Annotated in this window: 14 protein-coding genes; 8 read left to right on the top strand and 6 right to left on the bottom strand. The window is 67.5% G+C overall.

Annotation, left to right across the window (positions count from 1 at the left end; all coding sequences use genetic code 11):
• Positions 1–3: 3 nt before the first annotated feature.
• The 3 genes from GQY20_RS19465 to GQY20_RS19455 all read right to left on the bottom strand — a co-directional run bounded on the left by GQY20_RS19465 (position 4) and on the right by GQY20_RS19455 (position 1,866).
• Positions 4–354, bottom strand: coding sequence for a hypothetical protein (locus tag GQY20_RS19465; RefSeq protein ID WP_157218806.1), 351 nt, complete (start codon positions 352–354; stop codon positions 4–6).
• Between the two features lie 190 nt (positions 355–544).
• Positions 545–1,108, bottom strand: coding sequence for a hypothetical protein (locus tag GQY20_RS19460; RefSeq protein ID WP_157218805.1), 564 nt, complete (start codon positions 1,106–1,108; stop codon positions 545–547).
• Between the two features lie 17 nt (positions 1,109–1,125).
• Positions 1,126–1,866, bottom strand: coding sequence for a DUF72 domain-containing protein (locus tag GQY20_RS19455; RefSeq protein ID WP_157218804.1), 741 nt, complete (start codon positions 1,864–1,866; stop codon positions 1,126–1,128).
• A 54-nt stretch (positions 1,867–1,920) separates the two neighbouring features.
• On the opposite strand from GQY20_RS19455, the gene GQY20_RS19450 reads away from it, so the two are divergent.
• The 4 genes from GQY20_RS19450 (at position 1,921) to GQY20_RS19435 (ending at position 4,631) form a co-directional block, all read left to right on the top strand.
• On the top strand, positions 1,921–2,436 hold the full coding sequence (locus GQY20_RS19450; protein WP_157218803.1) for a 2'-5' RNA ligase family protein: 516 nt from the start codon (positions 1,921–1,923) through the stop codon (positions 2,434–2,436).
• Positions 2,437–2,505: 69 nt separating this feature from the next.
• A complete protein-coding gene (locus GQY20_RS19445; RefSeq protein ID WP_157218802.1) occupies positions 2,506–2,856 on the top strand; it encodes a VOC family protein in 351 nt (116 codons plus the stop codon).
• 59 nt (positions 2,857–2,915) lie between these two features.
• Positions 2,916–3,617 (top strand): uracil-DNA glycosylase, encoded by a 702-nt coding sequence (gene ung, locus GQY20_RS19440; RefSeq protein WP_157218801.1) that lies wholly within the window; start codon positions 2,916–2,918, stop codon positions 3,615–3,617.
• Between the two features lie 84 nt (positions 3,618–3,701).
• A complete protein-coding gene (locus tag GQY20_RS19435) occupies positions 3,702–4,631 on the top strand; it encodes an SDR family NAD(P)-dependent oxidoreductase (protein ID WP_157218800.1) in 930 nt (309 codons plus the stop codon).
• Here the strand turns inward: GQY20_RS19435 and GQY20_RS19430 are convergent.
• Positions 4,628–5,389, bottom strand: a complete 762-nt coding sequence (locus GQY20_RS19430; protein ID WP_157218799.1) for an HpcH/HpaI aldolase family protein — start codon at positions 5,387–5,389, stop codon at positions 4,628–4,630. The genes GQY20_RS19435 and GQY20_RS19430 overlap by 4 nt on opposite strands.
• A gap of 96 nt (positions 5,390–5,485) precedes the next feature.
• Here GQY20_RS19430 and GQY20_RS19425 point away from each other — a divergent pair, with 96 nt between their 5' ends.
• The 4 genes from GQY20_RS19425 to GQY20_RS19410 all read left to right on the top strand — a co-directional run bounded on the left by GQY20_RS19425 (position 5,486) and on the right by GQY20_RS19410 (position 10,407).
• Positions 5,486–6,226, top strand: coding sequence for an IclR family transcriptional regulator (locus GQY20_RS19425; RefSeq protein ID WP_157218798.1), 741 nt, complete (start codon positions 5,486–5,488; stop codon positions 6,224–6,226).
• 178 nt (positions 6,227–6,404) lie between these two features.
• Positions 6,405–8,471 carry a hydantoinase/oxoprolinase family protein gene (locus GQY20_RS19420; RefSeq protein ID WP_157218797.1) on the top strand — a complete coding sequence of 689 codons (2,067 nt, stop codon included), beginning with the start codon at positions 6,405–6,407 and terminating at the stop codon, positions 8,469–8,471.
• A 3-nt stretch (positions 8,472–8,474) separates the two neighbouring features.
• The gene (locus GQY20_RS19415; RefSeq protein ID WP_157218796.1) at positions 8,475–10,022 is read left to right on the top strand and encodes a hydantoinase B/oxoprolinase family protein; all 1,548 of its coding nucleotides are present in this window, start codon (positions 8,475–8,477) and stop codon (positions 10,020–10,022) included.
• Positions 10,023–10,071: 49 nt separating this feature from the next.
• Positions 10,072–10,407, top strand: a complete 336-nt coding sequence (locus tag GQY20_RS19410) for a cupin domain-containing protein (RefSeq protein ID WP_157218795.1) — start codon at positions 10,072–10,074, stop codon at positions 10,405–10,407.
• 19 nt (positions 10,408–10,426) lie between these two features.
• Here GQY20_RS19410 and GQY20_RS19405 read toward each other — a convergent pair whose 3' ends face one another.
• The gene (locus tag GQY20_RS19405; RefSeq protein ID WP_157218794.1) at positions 10,427–11,137 is read right to left on the bottom strand and encodes an extensin-like domain-containing protein; all 711 of its coding nucleotides are present in this window, start codon (positions 11,135–11,137) and stop codon (positions 10,427–10,429) included.
• 11 nt (positions 11,138–11,148) lie between these two features.
• Entirely contained in the window at positions 11,149–12,435 is a 1,287-nt protein-coding gene (locus tag GQY20_RS19400) for a YihY/virulence factor BrkB family protein (protein ID WP_157218793.1), read from the bottom strand.
• Positions 12,436–12,577 lie beyond the last annotated feature (142 nt).

The following is a 12,577-nucleotide window of genomic DNA, read 5'->3' as shown; positions in this document are numbered from 1 at the left end:
CTGTCAGACGATCAATATCGTGCCGAGCGCAAGGCCGACGAGCAGCGCATAGATCAGAAACAGCGCGCGCAGCCCGGCCACGCTCAGTCGCTCGACAGCCGGCGCGGCGGCGGTCGTCGCCAGGAGGAAGACGGGTGCGAAGAGCAGGAGCGTGCCGGACGGCGTCAGGCCCCATTCCGAAACCACCATCGCCTGCAACGGAAGGCTGATCAGCATCACGCCCGCCGCGGCCGCGGAAATCGCTATGGCGAGCGCCATCTGCAGCAGCACCGAGACGAGATGAGCCCCCAGGGCGCGTTCATGGGGCCGCGGCTCGGGAACCAAGTCGACGAGATCGGGAATCGGCCAGCCCATGAAACATCTCCGGCAGGCAAGCACCGGCCCGCCTCGCCTCACTTTCCTGTCGCAAAGGCGCAGGCAGACAAATCCGCAATGCTACTTAGAGCATCATGCGCCAAATCAGATGTCGGCCAGATTGAACGCGCGATGCTGCAGCGTCTTCCCAGCAACGGGATTGCCAGCCCTCCGCCCGTCCCTCACGCGCTTACATCGAGGGTTTCGATGCCGGGCAATCGCCGTCCCGCTTTTCGGGCTCGCCCCCGCCGGCCGGATACCAGAGCGAGCCGCCGCCGCTCTTTTCGGCATCATGATAGCACAGCGCGGCTTTCGCGCCGTCCGGATCGACCAGCAACGTCCAATTGTGATCGCCGCAATTATGCTGCTGGCAGGACCAGGCGGCGATCTTGCCGTCCTTCCGGTAGATGGTGTCGCTCGGCCCCGCATCGGGATCCGTCACCCAACGCAGGATCGCCTTGTCGGTCACGGTCCGGGCGATCGCCGCCTTGACCTTGGGATTTTCGATGAAGCTGACGCCGCCGACCTTGTCGAACGGATAATGGCCCACATAAGCGCCGAGATCGCCCTGATCCGCCCCGCCTGCTTCTTCTGCCGGAGCAGACACCATGGCATTCACCGGCCCACTCTCCGGGACCGTCACCACGTTGCCAGCGGTGACGTCGGCCGAGGCGGCATTGTCCGCCGCGGGCTTGGAACAGGCAGCCGCACCCAGCGCCAGCGCTGCCGCGAGGCAGATCCGCAATCCGGTCATCGTCCCTTCCCCCCTCGTCAGGAAAGCCGTGCGATCAGAGCCTGGGCAGCCGCCGGCGCACGCACTTTCGCCCCATTGATCATGAACAGGAAAATCTCGCGCGTCTTGCGCCATTCCCGCACCTTCTCCGCCCAAGCGTCGAGTTCGGCAGCGCTGTAGCCTGTCTCCTCCTCCTCGCGCGCCTGCTGCAACCGCACATAGGCGAAATCCGCCGTATCCTCGGCTATCTCGGGATAGGTGGCATGATCGGCATGGACGATCGCCGCACCGTGCGCCTTCGCCAGATCGACAAACGCCGCATCGCGGAAGCTCTCGTGGCGCACCTCCAGCGCGTGGCGCAGCGGCAGGCCGTCCAGCGTCTTCGGCAAGAGCTTCAGGAAAGCTCCGAAATCCTCCGCATCGAATGTCTTGGTAGGCGCGAACTGCCAGAGGATCGGCCCGAGCTTCGGCCCCAGCCGCGTCAGTCCCTGCGCGAGGAACTTCTCGATCGACGGGCCGGCTTCGGCCAGCACGCGCCGGTTTGTGGCGAAGCGCGAGGCCTTGACCGTATAGACGAAGCCCTCCGGCGCGGCATCGGCCCATTTCTGGAAGCTGTCCGGCTTCTGCAGGCTGTAATAGGTGCCGTTCACCTCGATCGCGGTCATTCGGGCCGCGGCATATTCGAGCTCTTTCGACTGGACGAGGCCCTTGGGAAAGAAGGTTCCGCGCCAGGGTTCGTAGGTCCAGCCGCCGATGCCGATATGGACGGGGTGGGTCATGGGCCATTCTCCGCGCATGGAATCGGGAGCGCGACCGTGCCACAGCCTGGCGTCATGGCAAAGACCATGCCGATCATCCTCACCGCGACGATGGGCGCGGCCGATTTCGCCTGGGCCGACGCGCAGCGCCGCGCCCATTTCCCGGCGGAGCGCAACCTCGTGCCTGCGCACATCACCCTCTTCCATCATCTCCCGCCCTCGCTGGAAGAGGAATTGATCGGCCGGCTGCGGCGGATCTGCGCGGAGCCGGCGCCTGCGGCGCGGATCGGGGGCATATTGCGGCTCGGCGGCGGCGTCGCCTATCGCGTCGAAAGCCCTGCCCTGCTGGCGATCCGCGACACGCTGGCCGAGGCGTTCGGGCCACTGCTCCAGCCGCAGGACCAGGCCCGTCCGCGGCTCCACATCACCATCCAGAACAAGGTGCCGCCGCAAGCCGCGCGCCGTCTCGCCGATGCGCTGGAAGCCGGCTTCCGCCCACGTCCTCTGGTCGTCGCGGGGCTCGCCGCCTGGTATTATGCCGGCGGCCCCTGGCAGCCGATCCGCAGCCTCTCCTTCCGCGGCCGGCCGTAGCATGCGCCCGCCGCGCCGCGGCACCCATGGCCCGCGCCGCGCGTTGTCCGGGAGCAAGGAGAAAGCGCGATGAATGTCGACAAAGTCTATTCCGTGATCGCCGTGTCCGATCTGGATCGGGCCAAGACCTTCTACATCCGGCTGTTCGGCCGCGATCCCGACGCCGCGCCGATGGATGGCCTCAGCGAATGGCATATGCCGGCGGCGGGGGTGCAGGTGCTGCGCGATACGGACCGGGCCGGCCGCTCCATGACGACGCTCGTCGTCGACAGCCTCGCCACGGTGCGCACGCTGCTCGCCGATCGCGGCCTGACGCTCGGCGAGACGATGAGAGGCGACTTCGCCAAGGTGGCGCAGATCGTCGATCCCGACGGCAATCGCATCAGCTTCGCCGAGCCGGTGATGGCACCGGCGCGATGACGCCACCCCGACGCACCATAGCCGATTGACTCCGTCACGCCCTTCCGGGACAGGGGGGCATGGCCGACGCGATCAAGCTCCATCCCAGCTGGCTCGACCCGCTCCGTCCCGAGTTCGAAAGCCCCTATATGGCGGCGCTGCGCAGCTTCCTCGTCGGCGAGAAGGAAGCGGGCAAGCGCATCTTCCCCAAGGGCTCCGAATGGTTCCGCGCTCTGGACCTGACCCCGCTGGAGCAGGTGCGCGTCGTCATCCTCGGCCAGGATCCCTATCATGGCGTCGGCCAGGCGCACGGCCTGTGCTTCAGCGTGAAACCCGGCGTCGCTGCGCCGCCCAGCCTGGTCAACATCTACAAGGAACTGGAGAGCGATCTCGGTATTCCGCGCGCGCGGCACGGCTTCCTCGAACATTGGGCGAAGCAGGGCGTGTTGCTGCTCAACAGCGTACTGACCGTGCAGATGAGCCAGGCCGCCTCGCATCAGGGCCGCGGCTGGGAGAAGTTCACCGACGCTGTGATCCGGCTGGTCAATGCACGTACCGAGCCCGTCGTCTTCCTGCTGTGGGGCAGCTATGCACAGAAGAAGGCGGCCTTCGTCGACAGCATCGACAAGGGCGGGCGCCACCTCGTGCTCAAGGCGCCACACCCCTCGCCCCTCTCCGCGCATAACGGCTTCTTCGGCTGCAAGCATTTCTCCAAGGCCAATGCCTTTCTGAAGGAACGCGGGCAGAAACCGATAGACTGGGCGCTGCCCGAATTGGGCTGACGCCCGCAAGGGCTTGCCGACCGGCCCCAAACCCGCGACACCAGCCCTCGCGCCCGACCGTTCGGGCAGCGGGAGTGGTCGCACATGTCGCTCTATGCCCTGATCAAATCCAATGGACCGAGCGGTTTCGGATATCGGTCGACCGCCGAGGACGTCACCGCCGGCGTGTCGCTGGCCGGAAAACGGATCCTGGTGACAGGTTGCAATTCCGGGCTCGGTTTCGAGACGATGCGGGTGCTTGCGCAGCGCGGCGCGCATGTCGTCGGCACGGCGCGTACCACCGGAAAAGCGCGGGACGCCGCGATGAGGATCCGCGAATCGGCGGAGGGAATCGCATGTGAGCTCTCCGATCCGGCCTCGATCCGCGCGTGCGTCGCCGCGCTGAAGGCGGAGGGCGTGCCGCTCGATGCTATGGTCTGCAATGCCGGCATCATGGCGTTGCCGAAGCTGGAGCAGGCGTTCGGCTATGAGCTGCAATTCTTTACCAATCATATCGGGCATTTCATGCTGGTGACGGGCCTGACCGACCTTCTCGCCGAAGACGGGCGGGTCGTGATGCTGAGCAGCGCGGCGCATCGCATGGCGCCGAAGGAAGGCATCCAGTTCGACAATCTCTCCGGCGAGAAGGGCTACAAGGCCGGCATGGCCTATGGCCAGTCGAAGCTCGCCAATCTGCTGTTCGCCAAGGAATTGGCGCGTCGCTTCGCAGGCAGCGAACGGACCGCCAACGCCGTGCACCCGGGCGTCATCGCGACCAACCTCATGCGCCACATCCCCGTCCCGCGCCCGATCCTCGCCGGCATCATGGGACTGCTCTCCGCCGTGGCCTTCAAGACCGTCCCGCAGGGCGCCGCGACGCAATGCTATGCCGCGGCCAATCCGCAGGCGGCCGCGCTGAACGGCCAGTATCTGGCGGACTGCAACATCGCGCCGGCCCGGCCCGATGCGGAGGATGCCGCCCTCGCGGCCCGCCTCTGGGACGTGTCGGAACAGATTGTGGCGAAGCTGCCCTAAGCGATCGCATCCTTCAGGGATCGGGCCATCGCCCGTCCCGCCGCGGCGAGATGGCTCTGGTCGCTGCCGCAGGCAAAGACGGTGATGCCGAGCGCCAACAGGTCGGGCACTTCCGCCATCGATGCGACGAAGATGCCAATGGTGCGATCATACCGCCGGCCGGCCTCGGCAACGGCGCGCACCGCATCGGCAATCGCGGCGTCGCCAGGCGCCACGCCCATCGCCATCGCCAGGTCCGCCCGGCCGATGAACAGGCAGTCGACCGCCTCCACCGCGGCGATTGCGTCGATCGCCGCCAGAGCGGCGGGATCTTCGATCTGGCACCATATGCCCGTGCCGGCGTCGGCGCGTTCGGCATAGCCCGTCGGGCCGTCAGCGCCGTAGCGGGCGGCACGGGTGGACGGCGAATAGCCCCGCCGCCCGCCATGGTAGCGCGCCTCGGCCACGGCGGCCGCTGCGGACGCCGCATCGGCGACATGCGGCACGACGATGCCGGACGCGCCGAGATCCAGCATCTGGCCGGCCAATGCCGGCGCCAATGCGGGCAACCGCACCAGGCAGGGCAAGGCGGCGCTGCGCGCGCCCAGCACCATGCGGTCGATCCGGTCCAGCCCTAGCGGCGCATGCTCCGCGTCGATCACCGCGAAATCGATGCCGGTGCCGCCCAGCAACTCGGCAATCTCGTGCGCACCCGACTTGATGAAGGTGCCGACCAGCGGTTCGTGCCGCCGCACCCGTTCGCGAAACCTCACGTCCATGGCCGCCCTCCCGATGCTTGACAGAACAGCCGCCGGACGCGACAAAGTCAATGATCGAAATGATATTCCGTTGAGCGGAATGATTCGGAGGATCTTTTGGCAAGCCGCGCGCTGGAAGAGGACAAACTGGAATCGGTCGATCTGGTGCTCGGCATGCTCGAGCTCCTGTCCGGATCGCCGCAGCCGCGCTCGCTCGGCGACATCGCCCGCGCCCTCGACATCTCGAAGCCCCGCGCCCATCGCCATCTGCGCGCGCTCCTGCTGCGCGATTATGTGCGCCAGGACGAGGATACCGATCGCTACGAGATCACCGCCCGGCTGCTCGGCCTCGGCGAGGCGGTGCGTAGCCGCATCTCCTTCGCGGGCACGGCACGCCCTGCGATGACGCGGCTGCGCGATGCGACCGGACAGGCGGTGACCGCCTCGACCATGGTCGCGGGCAAGGTGACGATCGTCGAACTGCTGCACGGCCGCACTCTCGTCGAGTTCGCAATCCGCCCCGGCACGGTGATGGACCCGCTGCTTTCGGCGCACGGCCTCGTCGCGCTCGCCTTCGGGCCGAGCGAACAGATACTGGCCGAGGCCGGTCTCTCCGGCGCGCCCGAGGCGGAGCTGGCGCAGGTCTATGGACAAGGCTGGGCCACCGCGCCCGGCCGGATCGTCACCGGCGTCAACGCGCTGGCGGCGCCGGCCTTCGGATATGACGGGACATGGGCGGGGACGGTTGCGATCGTCGGATCGGTCGACACCATCGCCGCCGAGCCGGACGCCTATCTGATCGACGCCGTGCGCACGGCCGCCGCGGATATCTCGGGGCGACTGGGATGGCGCGGATGAGCTGCTTCTTCATCCTCCCCGGAACGGGCAGGGGGACCACACGAAGTGTGGTGGAAGGGCCGCCGCTCACCGCAAACGCATCGCTTGCCGTAGGCAGTGGCCCCTCCACCGCCGTTCCGACGGTCCCCCTCCCCCTGCGGGGGAGGATGAAGAACAACCCCTCAGCACAGGACGCATCATGAGCTATTCGCTGGCGATCGATATTGGCGGGACCTTCACCGATGCGGTGCTGCGGCGCGCGGATGGTGCGCTGATCGTCGACAAGACGCTGACCACGCACGACAATCTGCTCGACGGCTTCTTCCGGGGTGTCAGCCTGGTGATGGAGAAGGCCGGCGCGACACCGGCCGACGTGACCGGCGTCGTCGTCCACGCCACCACCGTCGTCACCAATGCGCTGATCGAGCGCAAGGGCGCCGTCACTGCGCTGCTCGTCACCAAGGGCTTCCGCGACATCCTCTCGATCCGCAATGAGCATCGCTACGAGATGTACGATCCGCAGATCGAATTCGCCGACCCGCTCGTCCCGCGCGAACTTACCTTCGAGATCGACGAGCGCGTGCTGGCCGATGGCGAGCAGCTCCGCGCGGTGGACGAGGCGGAGGTCGCCGGGCTGGTCGACGCGATCAAGGCAGCGGGCGTCAGCTCGATCGCGATCTGCTTCCTCAACAGCTTCCGCAATGCCGCCAACGAGCAGGCCGCGGCCCGGGTGCTCGCGGAGAAGCTGCCGGGCGTCAGCCTCTCCCTCTCCTCCGCCGTCGCCCCGCAGATCCGCGAATATCCGCGCGCCTCGACCACCGCGGTCAACGCCTATACCGCGCCGATCACAGAACCCTATCTGCAGGGTCTTGCAGCCGGCCTCGCCAAACGCGAAATCGGCCATCGCCCGCTGATCATGCTGAGTTCGGGCGGGATCATCGGCGCCGAGGTCGCCGCGCGCAATCCGGTGCGGATGATCGAGAGCGGCCCGGCCGCCGGTGCGCTCGCCGCCGCCTATTTCGCAGAACAGCTCGGGCTGGACCGGCTGCTGGCGTTCGACATGGGCGGCACCACCGCGAAAGCCTGCCTGATCGAGAACAGGGAGCCGCTGGTCACCGGCAGCTTCGAGGTCGACCGCATCTACCGCTTCATGGAAGGCAGCGGCATGCCGCTCACCATCCCCTCGGTCGACATGATCGAGATCGGCGCGGGCGGCGGCAGCATTGCCTCGATCGACGATCTCGGGCTCTTGAAGGTCGGCCCGCGCAGCGCCGGATCGATGCCCGGCCCGGTCTGCTACGGCCGCGGCGGCACGTCGCCCACGGTCACCGACGCCGATCTGGTGCTCGGCCTGCTCGACGGCGCCAAGTTCCTCGGCGGCGACATGCCGCTCGACCTCGCTGGCGCCAGCGCCGCGATCGAAAAGCTGGGCAGCGCGCTCGGCACCACAACGATGCAAACCGCTGGCGGCATCTTCCGCATCGTCGCCGAGACGATGGCGGCCGCGGCGCGCACCCATGCCACCGATCGCGGCTTCGACTATCGCGGCCTGCCGTTGCTCGCCTTCGGCGGCGCCGGGCCGGTGCATGCCTGCGCTGTGGGCGAACTGCTGCAGAGCGCCTCGGTGATCTTCCCGCCGCAGGCGAGCGTGCTCTCCGCCTTCGGCACGCTGGTGACGCCAGTACGACTCGATCTGGTGCGCAGCGCGCTCGGCCGTACCGAGGCGATGGACTGGGCCGATGTCGACAGCATCCTTTCCGAGCTGATCGCCGAGGGCGAGGACGCGTTGACCGCGGCCGGCGTGCCGGCCGATGCGGTGCGGCTGCGCTTCGGCGCGGACCTGCGCTATGTCGGCCAGCAGAACGAAGTTGCCGTAGAGCTGCCCGAAGATCCGCGCATCGCAAAGGATGTCGCGGCGCTCAGCGAAGCGTTCGAGACTGCTTATTTCGCGCAGTACGGCGTCAATCCCTCGCATGTGCCGATCGAGATCGTGAGCTGGCGCGTCACCGCCGAGGGGCCGCGCCCCGAATTCGGCGGCGTCGCCCGCCCCGGCCACACGCATGGCGCAGCCAAGTCCGCCCGCCCGGTCGGGCTGTGGCCCGAGGCCGGCGACGTGCCGGTCTATGATCGCGTCGCCCTCGGCGTCGGCCAAACCATCGCGGGGCCGGTGATCGTCGAGGAGCGCGAGACCACCATCGTCGTGCCGCCCGGCTGGACGGTCGTGGTCGACGATATCGGCTGCCTCATCGCAACACGGAGCGCCTGACCCATGGACGGCATCGAACTCGAAATCCTCTGGTCCAACCTGATCGGCATCGTCAGCGAGCAGGCCAAGGCGCTGCAGCGCATCGCGTTCAGCCCCGTGGTGCGTGAGGCTGGCGACCTCGCCAGCGGTCTGTTCGACGCACGCGGCCGCATGGTGGCGCAGGCCAATACCGGCACGCCGGGACACATCAACTCGCTCTGCGCGGCGGGCCTCGCCCTCTCGAAGCATTTCGAGGGGAAGCTGGTGCCCGGCGACGTGGTGATCACCAACGATCCCTGGATGTCGGCGGGCCATTTCTTCGACATCACCGTGCTCTGCCCGATCTTCTGGGACGAACGGCTGATCGGCTATATCGGCTCGACCATCCACCACACCGACATCGGCGGCTACGGCATCGGTGCCGGCGCGCGCGACGTGCATGAGGAAGGCCTCTGGATCCCGCCGTCCAAGCTCTACGAGGCGGGCGTGCCCAGCGCGCTGCTGCACGACATCATCAAGCATAATGTCCGCACGCCCGACCATGTCTTCGGCGATCTCGCCGCGCAGGTCTCCAGCGGGCGGAGCGGCGGCGAGCGGCTGATCGCGCTCTGCAAGCGGCAGGGCATTGCCGACATCGAGGCGCTGTCGGACGAGATCATCACGCGCTCCGAGGAGGCCACCCGCCGCGCCATCCGCGCGTTGCCGGCCGGCACTTTCCGCGGCGAGAGCCGCTTCGACGTGCCGGGCGGCACGATGATCGACCTCAAGGCGGCAGTGACGATCGACAATCAACTGGGCGAGGTGACGATCGACTTCACCGGCAGCTCGGACGCGAGCCCGATCGGCATCAACGTGGTGATGAACTATACCCACGCCTATTCCACCTTCGCGCTGCGCAGCACGCTCAATCCCGAGCAGCCGAACAATTTCGGATCGCTGGCGCCGATCAAGGTGAAGGCGCCGGAGGGATCGATCGTCAACGCCAAATACCCCTCGCCGCTCAATGCGCGCCATGTGGTCGGCATGTTCGTGCCGATGCCGATCCTGAAGGCGCTGCACCAGGTGATCCCCGACCGCGTGCTGGCCGAGGGATCGGGCGCGGTGTGGACCGTGCAGGTGCAGGGCAAGCGCGAGAATGGCGAGGCCTTCACCTCCTCGATGTTCAACTATTCGGGCGGCATGGGCGCCCGCGCCGCCAAGCCGGGGCCGAGCGCCACATGCTATCCGACGGGCGTCGCGGCGGTGCCGGTCGAGATCCTCGAAGCGGTGATGCCGATCGTGTTCGATCGGCGCGAGCTGCGGGTCGGATCCGGCGGCGAAGGCCGGGTGCGCGGCGGCGACGGGCAGATCATCGGCTTTCACATGCGGACCTCATCGCCGTGGCTGCTCAACGCCGTGCCGAGCCGCCTCGATCGCGGTCCGGAGGGGCTGGACGGCGGCGAGGAAGGGGCTGCCGGGCGCTTCCTAGTGAACGGCCAGCCGATCTCCGAGGTGCGCAAAATGGCGATGGAGCCGGGCGACGTCGTGCTGCTCGAGACGCCGGGCGGCGGGGGATATGGCGCGGCGGCATAATTTCATCCTCCCCCTCCCCGTTCCGGGGAGGATAAGAAAGGAGAACGAAATGGATATCTCCACGATCAACTGGAACGACATCGAATGGGAGCATGTCCGCGAGGGCGTCTCCCGCAAGGCCTTCTCGGGCGAGGGCGCGACCGTCTCGATCAACCGGCTGATGCCTGGCCACGAGCCGCGGCCGCACGATCATCATTACGAGCAGATCGTCTACATCCTCGCCGGCCAGATCGATTTCCACATCGAGGACAGCGTGACCCGGCTCGGCGCCGGCGGCCTGCTGGTGGTGCCGCCCAATGCCCGTCACTGGGGCGTCGTGGTCGGTGACGAGCCGGTGCTGAACCTCGACGTCTTCACGCCCAAACGCGCGGAATATGCAAGCTGATTTCCTTCGCTGAATTGCGTCAACGGCATGCCCGCCAGCCCCATTCGCCCCGCCTCGCCTGATCGAGATGGAGATGGTCGGCATGGGCGGCGTTGTAATCCGGCGAGAGCACGGTGGAGAACAGCTTGCATGCGCCGTTGCGCGCGACGTGAAGGAAGGTGGCGCGTGCGTCATCGCCCTTCCAGTCGCGCTTGATGGTGATCCGCGTGCCGTCGGCGAAGCGGAAGCCGGCGACGTCGATCGCGTCGGCGGTCGCATGCTCGCTCCACGGCCCCCTGTTCGCGCCGTACATGCGCCGGCAATTGTAGCTGCCATAATGGTCGACGGCGACGACGCGGCTGCCAATATAATGTTGCGCCGCAGGTTGCACCACTTCCCATAGCCAGACCGAGAGACCGGCCGCGACCGGACAGGCGGTCTTCAGTTCCGGACGCCACGCGGCCGCCAGCGCGCCACCCGGATCGAGCTCCACCAGATCATCATAGCCGCAATGGCCGCCCTCCCGCCTTGCCGGCTCGGCGGTGAAGCGCACGCCTGCGCGATCAAGCAAGGCGCGGCAGCGCGCGGGCGCCTGCGTCAGCCCGGCGAGTTTGCGGCCGGTGAACAGGCCGATCGGCTGTCCCAGATCCAGCCGCGTCCAGGGCATGTCCTGCGGTGCGCGGCGCGCGTGCACGAACACGACAAAGGCGGCTGCGACAAACAGCGCGAGCACGACGAGGAAGCGAAGCATTATGCTCCAGTCTAGCGTCCGGCGGGCTTGGAGGCATCCCCCGTGCGGTCGCGGCTCAGCCAGGCAAGGCCGCCGCCGGCCGCAAGCAGTATCATGCCCACCGGCTCGCGCCCGCGCCGCCGCAGCATCGCGAGCGCACAGGTGGTGAGCAACGCCGGCACGGCGCCTACCTTCTTCGCGCCGAGGATCCGGCTCACGCGGTTGACCAGCCGTCCCGCAACATAATCTCCCGCGATCGAGCGCGGCGCGGGATCCGCATTCCCGGGGAATGGCGACTCCTTCACCACCTCCTCCGGCGCGTCGGAGAGGGGCGAGGCGCGGCCCTCGGCGGAAAGGCTGTCACCTGCGACATGGTCGGCGACCCAGGCACCGCGCTGGCCGAGCGGCCGTTCGGCACCCGCGGTAGTGTCGTGCTCGGTCTGATGTTCCAACTCGGAATTCAGCTCCGCGCCGAGCAGCAGCACATAGCTGGAGAAATAGAGCCAGGTGAGCAGCACGATCACCGCGCTCAGCGATCCGTAGGTGGCGCCATAATTGCCGAAATTGGCCGCGTAGAGACCGAAGCCGAGCGTCAGCAGCAGCCACGATACCGCCGCGCCGAGCGACCCCGGGGTCAGCCATACCCAGCGGGCGCGGGCGCGGTCCGGGCCATAGCGGTAGAGCGTCGCCGCGCCCGCCGCGCCAGCCAGCACCATCACCGCATAGGCAGCAATCTTGCCGATCGTGAGCACCCAGTCCGGCATGGTCGGCAACAGCGCTTCCAGATGGCCCAGCGCGGCCACGGCAAACAGCGCGATCATCATTACGACCACCATCGCCGCAGTGATGACCAGCGCCAGCAGGTTGAGCATCAGGAAGCTGCGTCGCTCCGTCTCCTCATAGGCGATGTTGAGCGCCGTGACGATCGAGGAGGCGCCGTTGCGCGCGCCGTAGAAGGAGATGGCGAGCGCGATCAGCAGCCCGAACCCCTTCTTCCCGGACGAACTCTGCACGACGTTCATCAACTGCTCGCCCACGAGCTTGGCCGCATCGGCCGGCATCACGTCGGTGAGGGCGTGCATGTCGCGGATCACCGTCTGCGGATCGGCGACGAGACCGTAGGAGAGCACGATAGCGCCGAGCAGCGGCACGAGCGCCAGAAAGGCGTAAAAGGCCACGCCTGCCGCGACGAGGCCGATATTGTCCTGCGACGCTTCGTTGAAGGTGCGGATCGCCACCTGTTTCCAAGCAGCACCCGGCAGTTTCCATGGATTGGTCGCCCTGCGGCCGGGCGGCGCCTCGGCGGTCAGACTGGTCATCTCATCGTCCCCTGTTCGTCACGGCAGGCCATGCGGCCGCCGACGCCGCGCGCCTTTCTGTCCTCTCAGACGCGGCAAATCGCCTCCCGTTCCGCCGATCCTCAATTATGCGCGGGCGAGGTGAAGAAACATATGACTTTTC

Origin of the sequence: Flavisphingomonas formosensis (genome assembly GCF_009755815.1) — a bacterium.
GTDB classification, from domain to species: domain Bacteria; phylum Pseudomonadota; class Alphaproteobacteria; order Sphingomonadales; family Sphingomonadaceae; genus Flavisphingomonas; species Flavisphingomonas formosensis.
Note: the sequence above shows the minus strand (reverse complement) of the source record. Positions and strands in the feature narration are given on the sequence as shown.